23 protein-coding genes are annotated in these 21,512 nt (G+C 48.1%); 12 read left to right on the top strand and 11 right to left on the bottom strand.

Annotation, left to right across the window (positions count from 1 at the left end; all coding sequences use genetic code 11):
• Nucleotides 1–155 precede the first annotated feature (155 nt).
• Together lptF and lptG are read left to right on the top strand one after the other, a co-directional pair.
• Nucleotides 156–1,289 (top strand): LPS export ABC transporter permease LptF, encoded by a 1,134-nt coding sequence (gene lptF, locus ACJJI4_RS02215; protein ID WP_444926901.1) that lies wholly within the window; start codon nucleotides 156–158, stop codon nucleotides 1,287–1,289.
• Nucleotides 1,282–2,343: an LPS export ABC transporter permease LptG gene (gene lptG / locus ACJJI4_RS02220; RefSeq protein WP_444926902.1), complete on the top strand. Its 1,062-nt coding sequence runs from the start codon at nucleotides 1,282–1,284 to the stop codon at nucleotides 2,341–2,343. The genes lptF and lptG overlap by 8 nt, the downstream gene beginning before the upstream one ends.
• A 13-nt stretch (nucleotides 2,344–2,356) precedes the next feature.
• On the opposite strand, the gene ACJJI4_RS02225 is transcribed toward lptG, so the two are convergent.
• Together ACJJI4_RS02225 and ACJJI4_RS02230 are read right to left on the bottom strand one after the other, a co-directional pair.
• Nucleotides 2,357–2,851, bottom strand: coding sequence for an RDD family protein (locus ACJJI4_RS02225; RefSeq protein WP_444906181.1), 495 nt, complete (start codon nucleotides 2,849–2,851; stop codon nucleotides 2,357–2,359).
• A gap of 88 nt (nucleotides 2,852–2,939) precedes the next feature.
• A complete protein-coding gene (locus ACJJI4_RS02230) occupies nucleotides 2,940–3,428 on the bottom strand; it encodes a hypothetical protein (RefSeq protein ID WP_282933982.1) in 489 nt (162 codons plus the stop codon).
• Nucleotides 3,429–3,593: 165 nt separating this feature from the next.
• Between ACJJI4_RS02230 and ACJJI4_RS02235 the strand changes: the two genes are divergently transcribed.
• Nucleotides 3,594–3,746 (top strand): hypothetical protein, encoded by a 153-nt coding sequence (locus ACJJI4_RS02235; protein ID WP_413664650.1) that lies wholly within the window; start codon nucleotides 3,594–3,596, stop codon nucleotides 3,744–3,746.
• A 26-nt stretch (nucleotides 3,747–3,772) separates the two neighbouring features.
• Here ACJJI4_RS02235 and ACJJI4_RS02240 read toward each other — a convergent pair whose 3' ends face one another.
• Entirely contained in the window at nucleotides 3,773–4,462 is a 690-nt protein-coding gene (locus ACJJI4_RS02240; protein WP_444926903.1) for a class I SAM-dependent methyltransferase, read from the bottom strand.
• Nucleotides 4,463–4,546: 84 nt separating this feature from the next.
• Here ACJJI4_RS02240 and ACJJI4_RS02245 point away from each other — a divergent pair, with 84 nt between their 5' ends.
• The 4 genes from ACJJI4_RS02245 to ACJJI4_RS02260 are packed head-to-tail and all read left to right on the top strand — an operon-like array spanning nucleotide 4,547 to nucleotide 7,900.
• Nucleotides 4,547–6,184: a GMC family oxidoreductase gene (locus tag ACJJI4_RS02245; RefSeq protein WP_444926904.1), complete on the top strand. Its 1,638-nt coding sequence runs from the start codon at nucleotides 4,547–4,549 to the stop codon at nucleotides 6,182–6,184.
• On the top strand, nucleotides 6,181–6,984 hold the full coding sequence (locus ACJJI4_RS02250) for a putative RNA methyltransferase (protein WP_444906179.1): 804 nt from the start codon (nucleotides 6,181–6,183) through the stop codon (nucleotides 6,982–6,984). Before ACJJI4_RS02245 ends, ACJJI4_RS02250 begins: the two co-directional genes overlap by 4 nt.
• Before the next feature lie 36 nt (nucleotides 6,985–7,020).
• Nucleotides 7,021–7,476, top strand: coding sequence for a tRNA adenosine(34) deaminase TadA (tadA, locus tag ACJJI4_RS02255; protein WP_282933978.1), 456 nt, complete (start codon nucleotides 7,021–7,023; stop codon nucleotides 7,474–7,476).
• Nucleotides 7,463–7,900 (top strand): ion channel, encoded by a 438-nt coding sequence (locus ACJJI4_RS02260; RefSeq protein ID WP_282933977.1) that lies wholly within the window; start codon nucleotides 7,463–7,465, stop codon nucleotides 7,898–7,900. Before tadA ends, ACJJI4_RS02260 begins: the two co-directional genes overlap by 14 nt.
• A gap of 11 nt (nucleotides 7,901–7,911) precedes the next feature.
• Here the strand turns inward: ACJJI4_RS02260 and ACJJI4_RS02265 are convergent, their stop codons facing one another.
• Complete coding sequence (locus ACJJI4_RS02265) at nucleotides 7,912–9,015, bottom strand: glycosyltransferase family 25 protein (protein WP_444926905.1); 1,104 nt, start codon at nucleotides 9,013–9,015, stop codon at nucleotides 7,912–7,914.
• Between the two features lie 281 nt (nucleotides 9,016–9,296).
• On the opposite strand from ACJJI4_RS02265, the gene ACJJI4_RS02270 reads away from it, so the two are divergent.
• Nucleotides 9,297–10,502, top strand: a complete 1,206-nt coding sequence (locus ACJJI4_RS02270; protein ID WP_444926906.1) for a multidrug effflux MFS transporter — start codon at nucleotides 9,297–9,299, stop codon at nucleotides 10,500–10,502.
• Nucleotides 10,503–10,602: 100 nt separating this feature from the next.
• Here ACJJI4_RS02270 and ACJJI4_RS02275 read toward each other — a convergent pair whose 3' ends face one another.
• On the bottom strand, nucleotides 10,603–11,103 hold the full coding sequence (locus ACJJI4_RS02275; RefSeq protein ID WP_282933974.1) for a lactoylglutathione lyase family protein: 501 nt from the start codon (nucleotides 11,101–11,103) through the stop codon (nucleotides 10,603–10,605).
• A 90-nt stretch (nucleotides 11,104–11,193) separates the two neighbouring features.
• Here ACJJI4_RS02275 and ACJJI4_RS02280 point away from each other — a divergent pair, with 90 nt between their 5' ends.
• Both ACJJI4_RS02280 and ACJJI4_RS02285 read left to right on the top strand, forming a co-directional pair.
• Nucleotides 11,194–12,063: a LysR family transcriptional regulator gene (locus ACJJI4_RS02280; RefSeq protein WP_444926907.1), complete on the top strand. Its 870-nt coding sequence runs from the start codon at nucleotides 11,194–11,196 to the stop codon at nucleotides 12,061–12,063.
• Nucleotides 12,054–12,929: a nucleoside deaminase gene (locus ACJJI4_RS02285; protein ID WP_444926908.1), complete on the top strand. Its 876-nt coding sequence runs from the start codon at nucleotides 12,054–12,056 to the stop codon at nucleotides 12,927–12,929. The genes ACJJI4_RS02280 and ACJJI4_RS02285 overlap by 10 nt, the downstream gene beginning before the upstream one ends.
• 11 nt (nucleotides 12,930–12,940) lie before the next feature.
• On the opposite strand, the gene ACJJI4_RS02290 is transcribed toward ACJJI4_RS02285, so the two are convergent.
• Nucleotides 12,941–13,843 (bottom strand): LysR family transcriptional regulator ArgP, encoded by a 903-nt coding sequence (locus ACJJI4_RS02290; RefSeq protein WP_413664659.1) that lies wholly within the window; start codon nucleotides 13,841–13,843, stop codon nucleotides 12,941–12,943.
• 130 nt (nucleotides 13,844–13,973) lie between these two features.
• On the opposite strand from ACJJI4_RS02290, the gene ACJJI4_RS02295 reads away from it, so the two are divergent.
• Complete coding sequence (locus tag ACJJI4_RS02295) at nucleotides 13,974–14,594, top strand: LysE/ArgO family amino acid transporter (protein ID WP_444894975.1); 621 nt, start codon at nucleotides 13,974–13,976, stop codon at nucleotides 14,592–14,594.
• 97 nt (nucleotides 14,595–14,691) lie between these two features.
• Here ACJJI4_RS02295 and ACJJI4_RS02300 read toward each other — a convergent pair whose 3' ends face one another.
• The 4 genes from ACJJI4_RS02300 to ACJJI4_RS02315 form a co-directional block, all read right to left on the bottom strand.
• Complete coding sequence (locus tag ACJJI4_RS02300) at nucleotides 14,692–15,798, bottom strand: acyltransferase family protein (protein WP_444926909.1); 1,107 nt, start codon at nucleotides 15,796–15,798, stop codon at nucleotides 14,692–14,694.
• Between the two features lie 205 nt (nucleotides 15,799–16,003).
• Nucleotides 16,004–17,170: a patatin-like phospholipase family protein gene (locus tag ACJJI4_RS02305; protein WP_444926910.1), complete on the bottom strand. Its 1,167-nt coding sequence runs from the start codon at nucleotides 17,168–17,170 to the stop codon at nucleotides 16,004–16,006.
• A 547-nt stretch (nucleotides 17,171–17,717) separates the two neighbouring features.
• The gene (locus ACJJI4_RS02310; protein WP_444926911.1) at nucleotides 17,718–18,737 is read right to left on the bottom strand and encodes a cytochrome-c peroxidase; all 1,020 of its coding nucleotides are present in this window, start codon (nucleotides 18,735–18,737) and stop codon (nucleotides 17,718–17,720) included.
• A 605-nt stretch (nucleotides 18,738–19,342) separates the two neighbouring features.
• Nucleotides 19,343–20,305 (bottom strand): GlxA family transcriptional regulator, encoded by a 963-nt coding sequence (locus ACJJI4_RS02315; protein ID WP_444926912.1) that lies wholly within the window; start codon nucleotides 20,303–20,305, stop codon nucleotides 19,343–19,345.
• A gap of 114 nt (nucleotides 20,306–20,419) precedes the next feature.
• Here ACJJI4_RS02315 and ACJJI4_RS02320 point away from each other — a divergent pair, with 114 nt between their 5' ends.
• Entirely contained in the window at nucleotides 20,420–20,968 is a 549-nt protein-coding gene (locus tag ACJJI4_RS02320; RefSeq protein WP_444926913.1) for a cysteine hydrolase family protein, read from the top strand.
• A gap of 192 nt (nucleotides 20,969–21,160) precedes the next feature.
• Here the strand turns inward: ACJJI4_RS02320 and ACJJI4_RS02325 are convergent, their stop codons facing one another.
• Nucleotides 21,161–21,478 carry a cupin domain-containing protein gene (locus tag ACJJI4_RS02325; protein WP_444926914.1) on the bottom strand — a complete coding sequence of 106 codons (318 nt, stop codon included), beginning with the start codon at nucleotides 21,476–21,478 and terminating at the stop codon, nucleotides 21,161–21,163.
• Between the last annotated feature and the right edge of the window lie 34 nt (nucleotides 21,479–21,512).

A 21,512-nucleotide genomic window follows, 5' to 3' on the forward strand; every position in this document is an offset into this window, starting at 1 on the left:
ATGCCTCTAGGCCGAGACATAGCAAGAATTTTTAGTGATAATGCGTCGCACAAGTTTAACCCGCCTGCCTGTGGATTGCTGTACCTAGAGGGAAACTTGCTCGTTTTTGATTCAGACACCATCACACCGCTGTCACCAAGGAATTTGTTCGCCCTGTGATTATTTTTCGCTATCTCTGCCGCGAGCTGCTGTTTGCCACGCTAGCGGTTAGCGCAATTTTGCTGTTAATTGTGATGAGCGGCCGATTCGTGAAATACCTGGCGGAAGCTGCCGCCGGTGATATTTCGGCGAATATCCTGTTCTCCCTGATGGGATTCCGTTTGCCGGGGTTCCTGGAACTGGTATTACCACTGGGCCTGTTTGTGGGGATTCTCCTTGCTTATGGCCGCCTCTATATAGAAAGTGAAATGACGGTTCTGCACGCCTGCGGCTTTAGCGATTGGCGTTTGCTGGGCTATACCATGATTCCAGCACTGATGCTGGCGCTGGTGGTGGCGTCCATGAGCCTGTATTTCTCTCCGGCGGGTATGGAGCGTTCCACCAGCCTGTTAAATGCAGAAAAGGCGCGCAACGAATTTGATCACCTGGTACCAAAGAGATTTGTGTCCTCCCAGGGCGGCCGCGCGGTTTATTACGCCGATGCGCTGAGCGAAGACAAGTCCACCATGTTGGGGGTATTCCTGGCTGAGTTGGGTGGTGCGGAAGAGGAAACTGAGGCAGACCAGCAGATTGTCATCCGCGCTCGTGAAGGTGTACAGGAGATAGATCCTGAGACAGGCCTGCGCTATTTGGTACTGCGCGACGGTTTTCGCTATGAGGGTGTTCCCGGTGAGCGGGAATACCGCCAGATGAAATTTGACAGTTACTCGGTGATTCTAGAGGTGCCTCGCGAGCGTAGCCGCTTGCAGGATCAGATGGAATCGGCTTCAACCCTGGATCTCCTTAAAGGTGATGATCCGCAACAGAGGGCCTACCTCTACTGGCGCTTCAGTCTTCCGATATTGGTATTGGTGGTTGCAGTACTCGCAGTGCCCTTATCGCGTACCAACCCTCGCCAGGGGCGTTTTGCGAAGATGATCCCGGCCATTCTGCTGTATATCACCTACCTGGTAATCCTGCAGGGTGTCAGGGGGGCGATTGAGGACGGCAAGATTTCCAATCCGGCAATGATTTGGCTGGTTCACCCGCCGTTCTTATTGCTCGGCTTGCTGTTGTTAGCGGGAAGAAATTGGCGCAAGGCGCCGCCCAAGCGTTTGCCCGAGGGTGTGAAGGAGTCGCCAGGTGAGTAAGCTCGATTTATATATCGCCCGCACCGTTATTGTTGCTGTGGGTGGCGCGCTGATGATTATTCTTGGCCTCACTGTGGTCTTTGCATTAGTGGACCAGTTGGGGGAGCTGAAGAAGGATTACGGCTTTATCGATGCCCTGAAGTATGTGGGTTGGACATTGCCGGCGCGTATCTATGAACAGCTGGGCTTTTCCGCCCTGGTTGGGTGTCTGGTGGGGCTTGGTTCATTGGCAGGTACCAGTGAGCTGACCGTTATGCGGTCTGCCGGAGTCTCAATCGGTCGGATTACCTGGGCGGTGATGAAGCCCATTATGTTGCTGATTTTACTGGGCTTGGGCCTGGCGGAATTTGTTATTCCCAAGACCAATGTAATTGCCGAGAGTGACAAAGCCCGGGCATTGGGTGAGCTGGAGGCGAGCGGTCTGGAAAGTGGCCTGTGGCTGAAAGACAGCGGCGAGTTTGTTCACTTCAACGCGGCACTGCCAGATGGCGAACTTTACGGTGTTACCCGCTATCACTTCGGTGCCGATCGAGAGCTGGAGCAGGTGGAGTTTGCTGAGCGCGGCCATTTTGATGGCAAGCGCTGGGAGTTGGAGAATAGCCGCACGACCATCTTCACCGATGAGCATACCGAGAGTGAGGCGCTGCCTACGACCGAGTGGAAGGCGGAGATTTCGCCAGAGTTATTCGCCTTGGTGGTGCCTTTGCCAGCGGATCTGTCACCCCGCAGCTTGTGGGCTTACGGCAATTTCCTCGATCGCAAGGGTGAGGATTCCAGTCGCTACTGGTTGCAGTTCTGGAAAAAGGTATTGCAGCCTCTCACTATCGCCAGTCTGGTGATGGTGGCGATTTCCTTTATTTTTGGCCCTCTGCGGGAAGTAACCACCGGGCTGCGTGTGTTTACCGGATTGGTGGTTGGCCTGGTGTTTCAGTTTGTCCAGGATATGCTGGGGCCATCTTCCCTGGTATTTGGTTTCCCGCCTTTCCTCGCGGTGCTGCTACCGATATTGCTGTGCTTTGGCGCGGGATGGTATCTACTGCAGCGGGCCCGTTAGGGCCCCTGGCCTTCTACTTTTTAGACTTCTTGGGAAGTACGCGCACCTCGGATTCGGAGATAAGGTCATGCCACGTGGCCTTGTCGGATCTGGCCCAAGCAGAGAAGTAACCGAGTCCCAAACAAGCAATAGACAGCGGCGCTACGATGGCGCGAAGGATACACTGGCGCCAAGTGAGCTGGGCTCCGTTTGGGCTCGCCAGCAGCAGGCGCCAGGCGCGCATCCCCACAGTTTGACCCGCAGCCCTCCAGGACCAGAAGTAATACCCTACGATAACCGCTAGAGCGCCCAGCTGGAAGAATGGTCCGCTGACACAGGGGTTGTAGTCATTTGCCTCGGGCTGGCAGTTGAGGCCCACCACGGTAGAGGCAACCATCAGCGCGATAAAGCCGTAAACCACCAGTAGGCCCATCAGTATCAGCAGGTCGTAGAGCAGTGCGGCCAGGCGTGGACCCACCCCGGCAACAGGGAGTTCAGGAAAGGATTTGGGGGTGTTCGAGCTACTCACGGTTATCTCCGCCGGTTTTAAGTGGCGGAGATTCTAACAAACCTGTAAACGGGGAAGGAGAGGTAGCGCGCCTGAGTTCAGGGGCTCCCTAAAACTCCAGCTCAAAAGAGAACTTGAATTTGTCGTCGGACAGAGAGATGCCGTAGTCCACCGAGCTGCCAATCTTGCCCTCGTTGTTGGTGTACCTGAGCAAGCCTGTACGTGCGGCACGGGAGTTTTGTGCTTTGTAAGTCTCAAGGCCCATTCGCAAGATTTTGGACAGGGCTTTGCCGCCTTTCAGGGGCTTAAACTTATCTGGATTGGTGTGCATCTGCAGCCACTGGTAATTCAGGCGTCGCTGTACGTTGCTCATACTATTGGTGCGCAAGTACTCGGCGGCCTGGACCAGGGCTTCGTTATCCATTGCAAATGCACTGTCGGAGAAAAACAGACTGCCGGATTCCATATTCAGGGTTTCATGGGAATCCGGGATAAATAACTCATCGGCAGAACAGACGCAGCACGCGGGCAGAAGAAATAGGCCAACGGTTTTTGGCACTAGTTGATTGGCGCTGAATCGGAAACTGCAGAGTAGCATTCTGTTTACCCCTGGGTGTCAACTTCTCATTTCGATGGCCGCAAGCGGTCGTTGAATTTATTATGGGTCACCCTTAACAAAGCATTTTTTCGAATTAATTAGGCGGCTGATGCAACTCCACTTACTGGACAGTCCGAAAAAGTCATCTCTTTCCTTGGAGGCCGCATGAAATGGATACTTTTTCATTTTTGTCTAAGTGGTCGCGAGCGTGAGCAGGAGCCCGCCAATGTTTTTTTATTATTGTTTTGGTATTTCTGTGCCAATGCTGATGAAAAAATTGTCTTGAATAGCTCCTCTTTCCACCGGATCGGGGCTTAGGTGCCAGGAAAGAGTTCCAAAATGCGCTACCGCAAAATTCTCCCACAAATAATCAGTGAGGATGGGGTTGGTTGGCTATCGGCCCTGGGTTCGTAAATCGCTTCTATGGCAAAGCTGTTGTCACGAAATAGCTGGACCCAACTTTCCAGGGTGCGGAAATACCAGGGAGCGGCCTCTTCAAAATCTCCCTCAATACCTTCCCAAGATCCCGGGCGCCATCCATCTCGATAGGGCTCATTACCGCAGGCTTGATGGGGGTGAAGAGTTTGGATGACAAAATACCCACCGGGCAGTATTAACTCGCGTGCATGGCTGAATAGTTGCTCGACAGATTCCTTTCCGATGAGGGAGAAGTTGCACACGATAAGTTCAAACTGCTGTTCCAGTTTTTCGGCGCAAATTTCTTCGTATTGCAATCGCCGGTAGGACTCATTGGCGCCTGCTCGAGCGCTGGCAATATCCACTAAATCTTTAACGCCATCGACACCACAGACTCGAATACCTTGCTCCGCCAGTTTTCTGCTGAGCCAGCCTTCACCGCAACCGATATCTAAAATGCTTGCTGGTTGGTACGCCATGATTGTGCTGACAATGGCGGCATCAGTAACCAGTCGGCGGCTGGGAATGGCGGCATTGTCTACTACTTTAGTCCACTCATGAGCATTCTTATGCCAGCAGGTGAGTACCTGATCATCACTGAATTCGGAATTGGGCATGCTTGGGTGACCTCCAGCCTGTCATTATTCACAGCTTGAGTGTACCGTCAGTGGACCATCCAGCTACAAAGGTGCTGAGGTCCCATGTCCACTCAAATGATTTTTGATTATGTGATCGTAGGTGCCGGCTCCGCCGGTTGTGTTTTAGCAAATCGGCTCAGTGCCGAAGAGCAGAATCGAGTTTGTCTTCTGGAGGCGGGTCCTAAAGATCGGAGCCCCCTGATCTCCATCCCTGTGGGTATTGGCGAGTTACTGCCGGGTACTCGCTATAACCTACACCACCATACCACGCCACAAAAGCACCTGAATGACAGGAAACTGTTTTGGCCGAGGGGTAGGACCCTCGGGGGTAGTAGCTCTATCAATGCCATGGTTTATATCCGTGGCAATAGCGACGACTACGATGCCTGGGAAGCAAAGGGTAATCCCGGTTGGGGCTGGAAAGGTTTGTTGCCTTACTTCTTAATGTCGGAAGGCAATGAACGGGGTACTGATGCGCACCACAGTGGCTACGGCCCTCTGTCGGTCTCGGATTTAAAGTGGAAAACCCGATCGGGGCATGCTTTTTTACGCGCAGCTGAGTCCCTGGGACACCGGCCGAATAATGATTTCAATGGCAGCCAGCAAAATGGCGTGGGTTTTTACCAAGTAACCCAACGGCGCGGACGCCGCTGCTCTGCGGCTACAGCTTATCTGCACCCAGTTTCCAGCCGCTCTAACCTACATGTTCGTACCAACAGCCAGGTGGCGAGGATTATTCTCAGGGGAGAGAAAGCGACCGGCGTCGAATTGCTTGATGGCACTAAAATCCTGGCGAACAAGGAAGTGATTTTAAGTGCCGGTGCTATCCAGTCGCCACAGCTATTAATGCTGTCTGGTATTGGGGATCAGGACCAATTGCGTAAATCTGGAGTGACTTCGCAAGCGCATCTTCCCGGTGTTGGAAAAAACCTACAGGACCACCTGGATATCATACAAGTAGTGGAAGCCTCTGAAGCGGTTAGCTTTTCCGAGGCACTATGGCCGAAGCTCCTTACCGCAATGCGCCTGCCAGAACTGATCTTTTTAAATAAAGGGCCCTTAACCAGCAATGTGGCCGAGGCGGGGGGCTTTGCCAGTTCCAGTCTGGCGGGCGGTAACCCGGATATTCAGTTCCACATGACGGCAGTTCCGACTTTCCAGCATGGGTTTAATAAGCGCACCTGCTACGGTTACTCCCTTCACGCCTGTGCCCTGAGGCCTAAGAGTCGCGGCGAGATCACTCTGGACTCCACCGATCCACGCAAACTGCCCAGAATTGAACCCAACTACCTGAGTGAGCCCGAGGATCTGCAGGTAATGGTGGAGGCATTTGAAATGGCACAGGATATCCTCGCCCAGGAGGAACTGAGTCGCTACAAGAAAAAGTCCTTGCGCCCAGAGCAGAAGTTGAGTGATAGAGAGTCAATCATCCACTATATTCGCCAGCATGCAGAATCCATCTACCATCCGATAGGTACCTGTCGAATGGGGAGTGATGAATTGGCTGTAGTGGACAGCGAGCTAAAAGTACACGGTGTGGATGGACTGAGGGTTGTGGACGCCTCCATAATGCCCACCCTGATCAGTGGCAATACCAATGCGCCTGTGATCGCTATTGCGGAGAAGGCGGCAGATTTGATTATGCAGCGGTCTTCGCGCTCGTTTGTAAAAGAGAATAGACACACTCAGGAAGTTGAATGATTTGGCAATGCCCGCTTTGTGCTGCCCCCTTAACTTTAGGAAAAGATACTTGGCACTGTACCAATCGACATAGTTTTGATCGCGCGCGTGAGGGCTACGTCAATTTGTTGCCCGTTTATCGCAAGCGCCGCAAAGATCCCGGTGACTCTTCGGAGATGCTTCACGCGCGGCGGCGCTTTCTTCACGCCGGTTACTATCGGCCTTTGGTTGATAGTATTTCGGCGCTCTTGCCCTACAAGCCCGGTCGCCGTTTACTGGATATCGGTTGTGGTGAGGGGTATTACCTGCGGGAGCTTGAGTCCGCCGGCTGGCATGGCCACGGCCTTTCCGGTATCGACATTTCAAAATCCGGCGTGCGTATGGCGGCCAAGCGCGACAGTGGTGCTCAGTTTGTGGTTGCCAGCAATGTGAATTTACCGGTGGTCTCGGAGTCGGTGGATAACCTGCTGAAGATCTTTGCCCCAGCCCCCGATCATGAAATGGAGCGGGTAATCAAAACCGGTGGCCATTTGGTAGACGTATCCCCTGGCCCCGATCACTTGTGGTCACTAAAGAAGTACCTCTATAAAGAGCCGCGTAAACATCCCGCACCAAAAGTGATTGAGAAGTTGACCCCAGAAGTCGATATGCGCTGCTGTTTCCCTTTCGTATTGAAGGGCAAGCAGGCCATTTCAGATTTTCTCGCTATGACGCCTTTTGCCTGGAAGGGCAATCGTGAAGAACGGCAGAAACTCGAAGAGCGCGACAGCCTGGAGCTGGAGGCGGACTTTGTTATTCGTCGTTTTATTAAACATAAATAACAGGCACTTGATAGGTAGAGGTAATAGAGCAGCGTTATGGCGACTCCCAGAGACTTTGGATTTATGCGGCGAGCCCTGGAGCTTGCACAACTCGCTGCTGAGCGCGGTGAAGTACCGGTGGGTGCGGTTTTGGTCCAGGATGGAAAAATCATAGGGGAGGGCAGTAATCGCCCGATTGGGAATTGTGACCCCAGTGCCCATGCGGAAATCGTAGCCCTGCGGCAAGCGGCAGATAAACAACAAAATTACCGCCTGCCAAACACCACTTTATATGTGACGATTGAGCCCTGTACTATGTGCTTTGGCGCAATGGTACATGCGCGGGTAGGGCGGCTGGTATATGGCGCTACCGAGCCCCGGGCCGGTGTTGTTGAGAGCCAGCTGGAATTGGCACAGGCCAGCTTTTTCAATCACAAGATTACGGTGGAGTCGGGAGTCATGGCGGAAGAGGCAAGCAATTTAGTGCGCGAGTTCTTTCATGATCGACGCTGATCTGGCATTTGCTTTCGTGGTGAATTCGATAGTTGTCGCCACCGTCGTCCTGATTCACCACGAAGTATTGAGTGCCCTTGCCCGTATCGGTCGCTGGATACCAATTAAGCATAACCTGGCGATTGTGATGGGGGTGTTTGGCGCCCTGATCGCCCATGTGGCTGAAATATGGCTGTTTGCCTACTGTTACTACTTTATGGTGAATTCGCCTTATTTTGGCACTTTGGTGGGCAACTTTAATGGCAGCCTGTTGGACTGCGCCTATTTCTCATTTACCACTTATACCTCACTGGGTTTCGGTGATATTGAGCCCCTGGGGCATCTGCGTTTTACCGCTGGCCTTGAAGCCCTTACGGGACTGGTGATGATTACCTGGACGGCTTCTTTTATGTTTTTAAAAATGCAGCGTTATTGGGAGAATTGATCGCAGGGTTCTTAAGGTTTAATCCGCGCCGTACGTCCTGTGCGCTGTGTGGGTTTTTCTGCTGGATAGAACCCTTTTGAGTGGAGCCTTAAATAAAAGTGCCTGCCCACACTGCGCCAGAGTTTTCCGAAAGGGTGCAGCCAATAGAGCCACCGGGCGACTTTCGTGCGGTGGATATTGGATTTAACAATATTGGAGATGTGTTCGTTTTCCCACAGAAGGTGGGGCTCAACGCCATACAGTTTTAGGTCAAATTGCCAGAAGTGATCGAATACCTTGTCGATGGGTTCGAAAATACGGCTGGCATATTTTAAGACTTTCTCCATCCCGCGCCGGTTAATCAGATATCCCTGTGCCCCACACCACCCCCGCTCTGGTCGCACTAACTGATGAACACCATCATTCAAGGCTTGCACGACTTTTCGCTTGCGGACTTTAAGTCCCATCAGTCGAACCATCTCGATATTTTCAGGGAGTTGCTCTAACTCCGCTAAGACGCGGCCAAATGAGGGTTCTAGCTGTACATCATCTTCCAGAATACAGACCCGGTCCAAGCCGGAGCGGTATGCCCGGCGAATTGCTCTCAAGTGGGCGAGATAGCATCCAATCTCGGAGCTTTTGAGTTCGCACAAGTGGCGCCACCGGGTGACGTTACTCGCGATATGCTCATTGTCTTCCAGTTCCGGAATGCCTGAGCGCCCATCAATCCCATCAATCGTGTTGATATGCAGTCGCTGCATTTTCCCGGCGCTGAGTAATAGGTCAACGTCATCACTGTTTGGTTGCAGAGTGATAATCCAACAGGGGGTATTGGCGATATAGGGTCGCTGACGGCGGCCGCGCGGGGTAATTGGACGTCTGGAGCTTAAAGGGAGGCGGCGACGTTGTCTTGTTGGTGGGGAAAGCGGGTGCCGCTTGGGCTTGTGGCTGGTAGCAGCCAGCAGGCCAGGCAAAAATTCCTGAGCTACCACAGTTGCTAGAATGACAGGGCTTTTCCACCAAGAGGCGCTGAACAAGTGCCGGGCACCACAGGAGCCCCTTGGACGCTTGGAGGTCAGGGTTGGAAAACCTTTAGTTATACCGTCTGCAGACGGTATAGAAGCGTCATGGGCCATTAACTCCCCTGATCTTATGGTCCTAAGTTAAGTTGCTACGATTGAAGGTTAAGGTTTGACCTGCCAGTCCGAAAAATGATGAGGGAACTTACTACTGGGGTGGAAGGAAAGAATACACCGCTCTCGAGACACGCTGTGAATACATCCCTGTAAGCTCCTAATCGGCATCCATGCCTCTTAGGGTCCCAAGCGCGGTGTATTCTTTCCTTCTCCCTTTTTAGTAATTGTGAGAGGTGTCTTGTAGAGGTGCCAAGGTGGAGTTGGTTCAATAGGGACTGTGGATGAACTCAGGCTTTATAAAAATGGCGTTGATCCTGGGGCTTTTGAGCTCTGTTGGTCCTATGGCCATTGATATGTATCTGCCTGCATTACCTGCGATGACAAAGGCCCTCGACACCTCAACCCAGGTCGCGTCCTATACGTTGATGGCTTATTTTATTGCGTTCGGGGTGTGTCAGATTTTTTATGGCCCCGCTTCCGATATGTTTGGCCGCAAACCGCCGCTCTATTTTGGTTTGCTGGTTTTTACTTTCGCATCTATTTGTTGTGCCCTGGCAACCACTATCGAGTGGTTAATTGCCTTCCGTTTCTTACAAGGGGTGGGTGCCGCCTCGGTAATGTCGATTCCCCGAGCAATAATTCGAGATTCTTATACGGGTACTCAAGCAACTCGCCTTCTTACCACAGCAATTCTTGTCCTTTCAATTTCTCCTATGTTGGCGCCATTAATTGGTAGTCTGCTATTAATTTCGTTTGGTTGGCGCAGCATATTTTGGGGGATATCCATTGCTACTTTTTTAAGTCTGATACTTGCTATTACAAGCCTTCACGAAACCTTACCAGTGAATAAGCGCATACCATTTAAAATAGGTGCGCTGCTTGAGTCTTATTCGATATTACTACGTGACCCGATCTATATAGGGCTTACTTGTATAGGAGGGTTTGGCTTCGCTAGTGTACTTGCTTTTTTTGCGGCAGCTTCATTCTTATATACGAATTACTACGGATTGACCCCAACCGAATTTAGTCTCGCCTTTGCTCTAAATGCGCTTAGTTTTTTCTTGTCGAGTCAATTTTCGGCAAATTTCGGTGCCCGTTTAGGGATGGTGAAGCTGGTGAAGTGGGGTGTGACTGGATTTGTAATAAGCTCGGTGACCATGTATTTAGTGATAGAGGCCGGTTTTGACCATCTCGTACTACTGATATGCATGCTTATCGTATGCAATATGTTTCTCGGTTTGGTTCTTCCGACGGCATTTATTCTTTCCATGGAAAGACATGGCCCTATAGCGGGAACGGCTTCTGCTCTGGCTGGTACTATGCAGTTGTCAATCGGGGCTGTAGCTATCCTGATAACCAGTTTGGTATTTAATGGAACACCAGGGTCGCTTGCTGGGGTAATTGCGGTGTGTGGAATTTTGGCCTTTGTGGTTTCCTGGTTGGTTTTGCGTAATGTAGTCAGCATCACAGCAGACCAGAGCGATTGAGTAATACCAAAATAAATTAGGGAGCCTCTGAATAACTCTGTGCTGGCATTTCACTCAGCATCGTTCGAGTGATGCTGAGTGAATTCTGGAGTGCTTAAGATCAGTAGGCACCAGCACTGTAGATCAGCTCATAGCTGTGGCTGTAAATTTCCAGAATGTTGCCAAAAGGATCTTCCATATAAATCATGCGATAAGGCTTTTCACCGGGATAGTAATAACGGGGCTCCGGCATACGTTTTTTACCACCGGCCGCCACAATCTTATCCGCCAGTTCTTCCAGGTTGGGGTCTTGTACGCAGAAGTGAAAGATCCCGGTTTTCCAGTATTCAAAATTATCTTCTGGGTTTTCCTGATTGCTAAACTGGAATAGTTCTACGCCAATCCGGTCCCCTGTCGATAAGTGAGCAATGCGGAAACTACCCCAGTTTGGGCCAAATACGTCGGTGCACATTTCACCGATAGCGCTTTTGTCCTCTGTGATATCTGTGGGCTTCATAATCAGGTACCAACCAAGTACCTCGGTGTAAAACTTCACAGCTTCTTCAAGGTTTGGCACTGAAATACCGATATGAGAAAAGGTTCTCGGGTATGCGTTACTCATAGCTGTCTCCTTTGTTGAATGCGGTTAAGTTACAGCTTCTGATTCATTACGTATAATTATCATTTGTAATATTTTCAAGTAGCATTCGTAATGATAAATCCAGTGTGGTTAAGAAGCTTCTGTACTTTAGCTGAAGAGGGGCACTTCACTCGTACGGCGGATCGCTTGCATATGACTCAGTCTGGGGTCAGTCAGCATATACGCAAGTTAGAGGAGCACTTAGGTGTCGCTCTGTTAGTCAGGCAGGGTAAACACTTCACTCTCACGGATGCTGGTGATCGGCTCTACCGGGAAGGGCAGGGGATTATTCAGAAGCTTTCCAGCCTGGGGCAAATTGTTGGTGAAGACCCTCCCCACCATGGGGATGTGCGAGTGATGTGCCCTGGGAGTGTGGGGCTGAAGCTCTACCCCAAGTTGTTGTCCCTGCAGAAAATCCACCAGGGTTTATCGATTAGCTGCCGTTTCGCACCCAACCTGGATGTAGAGAAGGCCATTGCGGAAAACGGTGCTGATATTGGATTAATGACCAGCCCGCCACAAGCAGAGGAGATTGACAGTCGGCCGATCGCCAGTGAAAGGTTATTGCTAGTGACGCCGGCTGAAGTGAAAACCCCTGATTGGGAGTCGCTTTTAGCGCTGGGGTACATAGGCCATCCAGACGGTATACACCATGCGAGTCTATTATTGGGAGCGAACTTCCCACAATTTAGAAGTCTTGAAGATTTTCAACAAAAAGGGTTTTCCAATCAGATCAGCTTAATCCTGGAGCCCGTTAGTATGGGATTGGGTTTCACAGTTTTACCCGCCTATGCGGTAAGTGCATTTCGAAAGCCGAAATTGATTAAGGCACATAGCCTTGAAAATCCCGTTAGTGAGACACTGTATTTGGCGCTTAGGCGCACTCAACTTGTACCCGCCAGAGTCAGGTTTATTATTGGTGAAATGGAGAAATGGCTTTAATCGGGCTCCTAAGTATCAAAAAACTGAACAGTTTTGGTAAAAATACCGGGTTGTTTCGCCTCCTGTTATTTTTCGTTCTATCACAACTCTCTCTTGTGGGAATAGCTAAAGCCGAGAGTGTTAAGGATGAGCAGGATAAGATACTGATGTTGTTGGCTTACTCTTTAGTATTCCAGGACTGGGTCAGACCTACTGATAAAAATAAAAGAGGCCATAATATTGGTGCGGTTTTATTTGATGATATTTCCAAGCGCATTGGGGGAGTTCAGCTTAATTCGGTTTCAGTCTGTGAGGATAAGACCCAGCACGCTGAAGTGCGTGTAATGCAAAGATGTCTTGAGACAAAATGCTTAGGGCCTCAGACCAAATACTTAACTAATTCCAATGTTAGTATTTATACAACTCTTGAACCCTGCATGATGTGTAGTGGAATGATGATTTTCTTAGGAGTTTCACGTGTTGTATACGGGCAGACCGATCCCGACTACGGTAAAAGTATAGAGCGATTAAAGCAAAGTTATAATGGAAACTGTGGCAAGGAAAATTCCCAGTGTATCGTGGATAAACCTGGAAATTATTACACTCGCCGTATAACTTCTGAACCGTCGAAATTAGTACAGAAAGAAAAGCTAGACGGAGCTTACTTCGCTTATGAGTTAAAGCATGGAGACCAAATAGTTAGCTTTTTATTGGGAGGCGATGCGAAAGAAATTTATCAGGAATCCTATCGGGACTTCAAAAATATAAATGTTCGACATAAGGAAAATCAACCAATATATCATCAAGCACTCTCAATCCTAGAGCAGCTGGAAAATGGCGAACTGCAGCTGGACTACTGTCCATACTGGCAGTTGCACCATCACTAATTACTCAAGAACTACTGACTCAGGGCTTTTCGAGCATGCTCTGTGAGGTTGATAGTGATCTCTTTAATCAATTTCGATTTTAAATTCCAAACATGCCAGTAAAGAGGAATCTTCAAATACTGGTCTTCAGCGAGTTTTACCAACTTTCCACTTTTTAGCAGGCTCGCGATCTGAATATCTGGCGCCATTCCCCAACCCAACCCCAGAGTTAAGAAACTGAGGAAGCTCTTTGACGAGGGGATTTCATGAGATGGGTACTGACCAGTCTCCACTCCCCAAAACTGTTTAAGGTAACGACTCTGCAATTGATCCTTATAGTTGAACTCCACTGTGGGAGCGTAGTGGAGCTCTTCAACCTTAATCGGGTCTGAAAAAAACTTCTTTTTGAAGGCCTTAGTGCATACTGGGTAATAGGCCATATGACCGAGCAGTACTGATTGGCAGCCCTGGAGGTTACTGGTTGTTGAACTGATACAGCCAATGACTTCACCATTCTTCAGCAGTTCATGGGTAGCGTCCTGATCGTCAACCTTTAGATCCACGAGCAACTGCTGGGATCGAATCAATGGTGTGATGGCAGCCAGGAACCAGGTATCCAAACTATCTGCATTCAGTGCGATACGAACCTTATTCTGGTTGCTATAGCGGGTCTTGCCTCCCTCTGGATCGATATCAGTGAGAAGCTCTTGCTGTAACAAGTGCATTTGCTGGTAGTACCCCAGCACTTTGAGGCCGGCTTCAGTGGGCCGCAAAGGGTTGGAGCGTATCAATAGGGCTTGGCCAACCTGGCTTTCTAAGGCTTTGATTCGTTGGGAAATCGCAGACTGGCTGACATGGAGTAGGGCGGCAGCCTTGTCAAAACTGCGCTCCTCTACGACAAAGGCAAAGGCTTGGAGTTGCTTTAGGTCTAGCATAAGAATTTCTTATGAGGGATCAGTATAATTAAGTTTACTTATTCTAGTTTGACTCTTAATCTCGCGCCACTATTCAGGCCCGCAGCCCTGCGGGCACTTCCAAATTAGAAAATGAAACACAGGAGGCATCGTGTTTTCAGGGTTGTTGCTGGCGCCGCTCGCAAAAGGTTTTTTGACTACCATCAGTTTGATTATGGCGATCGGAGCGCAGAATGCGTTTCTGCTGACGCAGAGTATCCGTCGACAATATCACTTTAGTATCGCGGCTTTATGCGTACTGATGGATATTGCCTTGATTACAGCTGGTGTGTTCCTGGTTGCAAATCTCGCACAAGCGGGTGGCGACTGGATGATCTGGCTGACCTGGCTCGGTGCTGCTTTCCTGTTCTCCTACGGTGCCATGGCTTTCCGTTCGGCCTTCACTAACAAAGGTCTTGGAGAGCAAAAAGAGTGGATGAAATCCCGCCGCTCTGCCTTGATTACCGCAGTAGCCTTAACCCTGCTTAATCCACACGCGTATGTGGACACGGTTGTACTGATTGGCTCAGTAGGGGCGCAGTATGCTGGCAATGGAACCTGGTTTTTTGTGCTGGGGGCATGTAGTGCATCCCTGTTATGGTTCACCCTTCTTTCAGTGGGTGGCAGCATGATGCAGCCGCTATTTAAGAACCCCAGAACCTGGCAGGTACTCGATGTACTGGTGGGCATTATGATGTGGACTATTGCTATCAGCTTGTTGTGGGCGCAGTAGACACTCAATAATGGCTGCTAAAAATAGCCGTAGACTAATAAGTCTACGGCTATTTTTTTGCTTCCAGGCCCCTAACTTATTCCGATAGTTTTCCACACTAACTCCCCCTTAACATTTCCCCTGACCTGTTTAACCCGTCGTTTCGATCGCTCAAAAAGCGCCCAAATTGCATGCAGGGCCTCTCCACCAACCAATAAATGGCTGCCGCCAAAGCGAAGCTAAGTAGTGTTACTGCCACAAGCAACGTGGATAGAGAAATACTTGTAAGCCCTTGTCCCCAAGGTTGGCTTATGGCCCAGCTGACGAGAAAGACAACGATTAAATGAAACAGGTAAATGGAATAACTGATAGTCCCCAGAGTGGCTAAATGTCGTATTGGCTTTGGTGGAAGTAATACAAAAACGAGGAAGATAGCTAAAGCGATGAAATGAGATGATACAAAGCGGAGGGGAGTTTCGCTGATCGACCTACCTAGTAGGTGCATGGCCATAACGAGTAGTGGTATCGAGAAAGTCGAAACCAGGCCCCAAAGCATGTAACGATAACCGCGCCTTGTTTCGTAGCAATACCTGAGTAGGGTTCCGCAGAACATAACTGCGATAGCAAAGGGGAGGTAAGTAATGGTAGCGGGAAGCTGGGAAATTGGAGTGGATGATTGCCCTAAAAGTTGCATGCTGACAAATACCGATAGTGCCCCCCAGCACACTAAAAGTAGATATCTGGGGTTCCCTAGTAGTCGAAGGGTGAACATCAGTGCGCAGAGACAGTAAAAAAGCAGCTCTGCAGTGAGAGTCCAATATAGAATCTGAACACTTTCAAACCCCATAAGACCTTGCAGCATTGTGGTATTGGCAAGAATGGTAGATGCAGAGAATGTTCGGTCAGCGAGCAACCATGTAAGTCCGATAATTGCAGTCAGAGATAACCAGTAAGTGGGATACAAGCGGAAGAAGCGGCGGATAGCAAAGCTCTTGAGAGTACGGTTAGATGCAAGAAGACTGTGGGGAATGACAAAGCCGGATATTAGGAAAAAGCAAAGTACACCTATCCGGCCAAAATCCAGTTGACTGATAAATTCAGCCAGTGCCGAGCCGTGCTGGGCGATGGATGGGTTGCGGATAAATACTTCACTACTGTGTTGCCAGACAACCAAAGTTGCAGCCAGCCCCCGTAGTACATCGAGATTAAGAAGGCGTGTGTTCATTGCTAACGACCTATATCCATGGTCAATCCAAGAAGGTATGGGCATGATCTTACCTTGCCTAAGTTGAACACACTATCTGTATTCTGTGTGATTCAATTCAAATCTTCGGGCCTTCATGCATGCAAATCCATTAATGGCTTCTCATCCAAGGCAACGCTGAATGGCAAGCTCAACTGAATAGGTGAAGTATTCTCCAGCGTTATAGTTAGCCTTTGTCCTTGAGGGTGTTTACTACCTGATCAACCTCCGTTTTATTTTCCTCAAGAAGCCTATCTGCTAGAACTTTCAGCTTCTTACTTGCTTTATAGTCAAATGGGTCAACATATGGATTAACAAGCTCTACATTTAAGTAGTTATATTTTATTCGCCCTTTAGGGCTAAGGGATTGTGCGATTTCCAAGGTGTATACCTGTTGGTCATCCATGGACCTCTGTACATTAGATATAAGGTCTTTCACCCAATTAATTCTTCCCCAGTTTTTTAAGTTTCTGTAGTTGGCTTCCATTGTACTCAGTGGAGACGTTCCGGCCCCGAGAATTAGCACATAGTAGTTTTTTTCAGGAAACTCTCTAATAATTTCGCGTAAAATAATACTGGCCGGATTATTTGCGTATATACCAGCGTCGGCATAATAGCGCTGATGAATGTCCCGTCCAGTAGTTACGAACTCGACAGGTGGGTATAGAGTCTCCGCACTAGCTGCCGCTGTTACAAGTTGATACAGTGTGTCTGTGGGTAGTTTACTGACTGCTTCACCACGGTTTTTGAATAGTTGAAGCTGGCCCATATGAATATTGAGAGAGGGGATGATGACGTAGTTCTTCAAACTCGTAAACTTCAATTTTTCAGTGTAATGCTTTTCCATGGTTTCGCTTAAACGCTCACCGCTAAAGCGAGGAGAGATAAAACCATTAAAGGTTAATAATTTGTGATACCAGGGTACGGAGAATACGTATCTGCTATCTTGTTTATAAATATCAATAATTTTATCACTTTGGGATTTAAGGTTTTCAATCCCTGGATGATCATCGTCAAATGATTCTTGAGTCACATTGAGGCCAGTAGCGATGATGGCGCCAGTGGATACTCCACTAAAAACATCAAACAATTCATCAATAGGCTTGCCGGTCTGCTCTTCGATATGTTGAATGACATAGAGTGGTATCAAACCACGTATTCCACCGCCATCTATAATAAGAATGTTGATAGTATCTTTGTCTTTAAGGGAAGCATTACTTTTGATGAACTCTTTAGTAACAGGATGGGCGTCATACTGAATACTTTGGGTCAGTCGATAATTGTAGACGTACACCAAGCCTAAAAACGCTATGATAACTAATATGGTGAGGGCTGACGCTAGCCGAAGTTTCATTGATCTTCCTGAACGCTAAACTCTTAATACAGTGAGTGTGGCAAATCAGATTAGTTTTATTTCTTTGGGTTATTTAAAAGTTACTTAAGGCTGTTTTATTGTCTTGTTTTGGGGGGGGAGATAAGGAGTTAAGCAGTGTGAGTGGTTTTAATTGGTAAGAGGGAAGTTCTTAATTTCTATTCTCTTAGCCCCTTATGGAAAATTTCTCTATCTATAAAGCAAAAGCACATAAAGTAATCTGATGACTGAATGCCCGGGTAGTGAACAGTAATTTAATGGAACTCCCTCAAGTTAGTAGCTGAAGGTTGTACATTTCCCTTCGAATTTTATTTTACGGGCTTGATATAAGCATTGGTGGAGCGCTAGACATTATAAGTTGGTCGTTAACTAGGAAACCGTTTAGTCTACTGACTGCTATGTCATATACACAAAGTAACCGCAGGGTTGAATGGTTACAAGTTGTCAATGAGCTAGTGACTGGAAACCCGCGAGCTCAGCCAAAATTGATTAGAGCGAAAGAAGCCCACCCCGAAGGGTGGGAAATAGTTTAATGAGCTTGATGTTCTAAAGCGTTTAGGAAAGTTGCAATATCACTTACCTGTTGTGTGCTCAATTTCTGTCCCAATTGGTACCAAGCCATATCGTAAATTGCCTGCTCAATGGTTTCTACACGCCCGTCGTGAAAGTAAGGAGCGCTTCTGCTTACGTCGCGTAACATTGGAACTTTAAATATCATTTTATCGTTTTCAAGGCCTGTAACTTTATAACGACCTAAATCTTCTTGGTGTGGATATTGGTTGACCAGCCCCATCTTCTGGTACATGTTCCCACCCAAGGTTGCACCATTGTGGCATGCTGAACAACCAGTGTTGATAAAGGTTTGCAGGCCCTTTAACTCACTTTTTGTCATAGCCTGATCATCACCATTTATAAAATCATCAAAACGATCATTTGTAATCAGTGTGCGCTCAAACGCAGCTATGGCCTGAGCAATATTGTCGTAAGAGATAGCATTCTCTTTACCAAAGGCGTGTTTGAAACTTTCTTGATATTCGGCAATTTTTGAAATCTTTGCCTCAACAGCCTCTTCTGAAGGCATTCCCATCTCTACAGGGTTTAGAATTGGACCTTTGGCCTGTTCCTTCAGGTCCTCTGCGCGACCATCCCAAAATTGAGCCACCTGAAATCCGGAATTCCAGACCGTTGGAGAGTTTCGATCACCCTTGGTGCCAGGTAAAGCTCCCGGTGATGTCGCTTCATTGTCGACACCCGAGCCGTTGTAGTTCCCTACTTGATGGCAGCTGTTACAGGACTGGCTATCATTGACTGAAAGCCGTTCGTCCATGAACAGTGTTCTTCCAAGCTCAACCATCGCTGGGGTGTCATTCTCACTGCCTGGCATAGTTTCTGAGAGAGCGCCGAACATAATTTTTGATTGTTGACGTAATTGATTTATATCAACTTCGGCCGTTGCCGATACAGTTGTTGATAGCAAGCTTGCTACCGCTATCAAGCCGCCAATGATTGGAAGCTTGAGATCTCTTTTCGAAAAAATTTTCTTAATCACTTTGGTATCTCTCCCACAACTCAAAAAACAATGACAACTAACCTATTTTTAATCAAAGTTAGGCGGCGTCACTATATAGGGAAGCTCGTTCGGCTGATACCATGATTTAACAAAAAAATCCGTGTATTTTTTGAATATCCAGAATCGTTCACAAAATACTTTTTCAGATATTATTCAGAACTCGGCATATACATTGAGTGCACTGGATTTGGAGAGATTGAAGTCTTGCTATTTACCTTTGAAAAATGCAGGGCAATTTCTGAGATGGCGCGGAGGTGAAGGTTTAGGGGGTGCTTATCGATACCTCCAAAGGGAAATGATTCGTATTTCTGCTAGCCGGTTGGTGCTGTAATATCTACTCGAACGATAAATGACTCATTAACTATCTGAATGTGGTTAATTTTTTAGGTAGAACCTTTAGGTTTTAGGAAGCTTTTAATCTTATTGTTATATCTGGTTAACTTTTATATTGGTCTACGTATTCTAAATAGAGGCGTTTCGCTACCTATCAAGCTACCGGGCTTAATAAGAATCTCTTCGATCCATCTATTTAGTGAGATTGGTTACTTTTTCATTTAGCACGACTCTTCATCCTTTCCTGAGAATTACATTTTAGAGCCACCTGAAAATCTCTGTCGATACTCCCTAGGGGAGAGTCCGGTCTGTTTGTGAAACATTTTCCGGAATGCGCTGACATCCTCATACCCCACTTGCCAAGCGATCTGTTCGACTTGCAATGTGCCTGTTTCCAATAGTTCGCGAGCCTTTTGCAGACGTTGCTGTTGAAGATATTCGGCGGGTCTATAGCCGGTAACCTTTTGAAATCTTCGTAGAAAGGTGCGCTCGCCCAGATTGGCGAGTTGAGCCATCTCTGCAACAGAGATTGGTTGTTGATAATCCCGGTGAATTTGCTGCTGTACTTTTAAAATTGCTTTATCACCATGATCTACAGGAGGTAGAAAACTGCGGTAATAACTTTGGTAACGGGTTCCCGTATCCACCAACAAGAAACGTCCTAACTCCATAACTATATGGGGAGGCATGTATCGTCCGACCAGATGTAACCCAAGGTCAATCCAAGACATTACACCTCCTGCGGTGACAACATCCGGGTCTGCAATCAGGATGGAATCGATATTCAGCTCTATATCCGGGAACTTCTGCTTAAAGGCATCGGCCAGTCGCCAGTGAGTGGTCGCCTGGCGTCCATCTAATAGTCCTGCGTCGGCCAACATAAAAGCCCCAGCACAAGCGGAACAGGTTACGGCCCCCTCTTTGTGCCGCTTTAACAACCAGGTACTGACATCTGTCGGTGGCTCCATGTATTCCTGACCTTCAAGTACCGGCGGTACAATAACAATATTTGGTTCTTTAGCAGCCCCTTTTTTCTCGGGTATGACTTTTCCGTCATTAATTAGCCAGCGTGATACCTCAAATAGCGCCTTGGGTTCTGGAATTGACTCCTGACAGATGTGGTTTGCGGTTTGGAACAGGTCGATTAAGCCATAAGTCGCCGACTGAGCCGCTCCGGGGATCATCAGTATTGCAATTTGGATTGTTTGGGTCACTAGCCCCCCTGTCAGTTTTTGCCCTTTTTATGTCGGTCTTGCCACGCCTGTATCTTAGCCCATCGCCCTAACATGCGCTTGTACATTTCAAAGACACAACCAAAGGACAATCTTATGAGCAAGACAGCGCTAATCGTCGTCGATATGCAAAACGACTACTTTGAAGGCGGAAAGTGGACTCTTGAAGGCATTGGCCAAGCGTCAAACCAGGCAGCAAAAGTGCTGGCTGAGTTTCGCAAAAAGCAGTGGCCAGTTATTCATGTCCGCCATGAATTTCTCAGTGAAGATGCCCCATTCTTTATTGCCGGTAGTGAGGGTGCAGAAATTCACAAGAGCCTTCTGCCTGTTGAAGGTGAGCCGGTAGTACTCAAGAATGATGTAAACAGCTTCAAAGGTACTGACCTAAAAGAGCGCTTGGATGAGCTAGGCGTTAGTAAATTGGTCATTGTCGGTGCGATGAGCCATATGTGTATCGACGCTATCACCCGAGCGGCAAGTGACTTTGGGTATGAAAATACCGTTATTCATGATGCTTGCGCCAGTCGGGACATGTCCTTCAATGGTGCCGATGTTCCCGCTGCACATATACATGCAGCTTATATGGCTGCACTGCAATTTGCTTATGCAGAGGTGATCAGTGCTGACGAATACTTAGCAAAGTAATTAACTTGCCTGCACCTTAGAGTTAAGCCACACGCGATTCTGCTATAGCTTTATCGATCAGGACTTTAGGCTTTACAAGTCTAAAGTCCTTTTTCGAGTTGCATGTACAGCTCAACTTCTTGATAAACTACACTGTATCTACAGGTTACCGACTTGGCTTTTAAAGCTCATAGTTTATGTTCGTATAGAGATTTAGCCTGTTTTCTCTTTAAACCAAAATTCAATTTCATCTGTTTCGACTTCAAAAGTCGCGGAGTGCTCCACATTTGCCGGTACGTGGTACCACTGTCCGATGCCAATCCGTTGGGTGGCACCATTCATGGTGAGTATTAGTTCTCCCTTTGTGATAACGCCATGATTATCTGTGTCATGAGTGTGGGGTGGAATAAACGTTCCAGCTGGATATGATGCGAAAAGAACATCACTGTTTTCTGCCTTAAGCTTGTAAGCATCAAAGCGACCATCGTAGAGAGGTAATTCCTTAATTTTACTTGGATAACTGCCTGGCATCTCTGCTTCCTTGTTGAGTGCTCATGTGTTTAGG

Source organism: Microbulbifer maximicatervae (SeqCode) (genome assembly GCF_052467305.1).

Coding starts and splice junctions, on each gene's coding strand:
- ACJJI4_RS02290 (WP_413664659.1), bottom strand. CDS start 13,843: ATGCTAGACCTAAAGCAACTCCAAGCCTTTGCCTTTGTCGTAGAGGAG.
- ACJJI4_RS02320 (WP_444926913.1), top strand. CDS start 20,420: ATGAGCAAGACAGCGCTAATCGTCGTCGATATGCAAAACGACTACTTT.
- ACJJI4_RS02265 (WP_444926905.1), bottom strand. CDS start 9,015: ATGGCCCATGACGCTTCTATACCGTCTGCAGACGGTATAACTAAAGGT.
- ACJJI4_RS02300 (WP_444926909.1), bottom strand. CDS start 15,798: ATGAACACACGCCTTCTTAATCTCGATGTACTACGGGGGCTGGCTGCA.
- ACJJI4_RS02275 (WP_282933974.1), bottom strand. CDS start 11,103: ATGAGTAACGCATACCCGAGAACCTTTTCTCATATCGGTATTTCAGTG.
- ACJJI4_RS02240 (WP_444926903.1), bottom strand. CDS start 4,462: ATGCCCAATTCCGAATTCAGTGATGATCAGGTACTCACCTGCTGGCAT.
- tadA (WP_282933978.1), top strand. CDS start 7,021: ATGGCGACTCCCAGAGACTTTGGATTTATGCGGCGAGCCCTGGAGCTT.
- ACJJI4_RS02280 (WP_444926907.1), top strand. CDS start 11,194: ATGATAAATCCAGTGTGGTTAAGAAGCTTCTGTACTTTAGCTGAAGAG.
- ACJJI4_RS02305 (WP_444926910.1), bottom strand. CDS start 17,170: ATGAAACTTCGGCTAGCGTCAGCCCTCACCATATTAGTTATCATAGCG.
- ACJJI4_RS02325 (WP_444926914.1), bottom strand. CDS start 21,478: ATGCCAGGCAGTTATCCAAGTAAAATTAAGGAATTACCTCTCTACGAT.
- ACJJI4_RS02235 (WP_413664650.1), top strand. CDS start 3,594: ATGAAATGGATACTTTTTCATTTTTGTCTAAGTGGTCGCGAGCGTGAG.
- ACJJI4_RS02245 (WP_444926904.1), top strand. CDS start 4,547: ATGTCCACTCAAATGATTTTTGATTATGTGATCGTAGGTGCCGGCTCC.
- ACJJI4_RS02285 (WP_444926908.1), top strand. CDS start 12,054: ATGGCTTTAATCGGGCTCCTAAGTATCAAAAAACTGAACAGTTTTGGT.
- ACJJI4_RS02260 (WP_282933977.1), top strand. CDS start 7,463: ATGATCGACGCTGATCTGGCATTTGCTTTCGTGGTGAATTCGATAGTT.
- ACJJI4_RS02250 (WP_444906179.1), top strand. CDS start 6,181: ATGATTTGGCAATGCCCGCTTTGTGCTGCCCCCTTAACTTTAGGAAAA.
- ACJJI4_RS02230 (WP_282933982.1), bottom strand. CDS start 3,428: ATGCTACTCTGCAGTTTCCGATTCAGCGCCAATCAACTAGTGCCAAAA.
- ACJJI4_RS02270 (WP_444926906.1), top strand. CDS start 9,297: ATGAACTCAGGCTTTATAAAAATGGCGTTGATCCTGGGGCTTTTGAGC.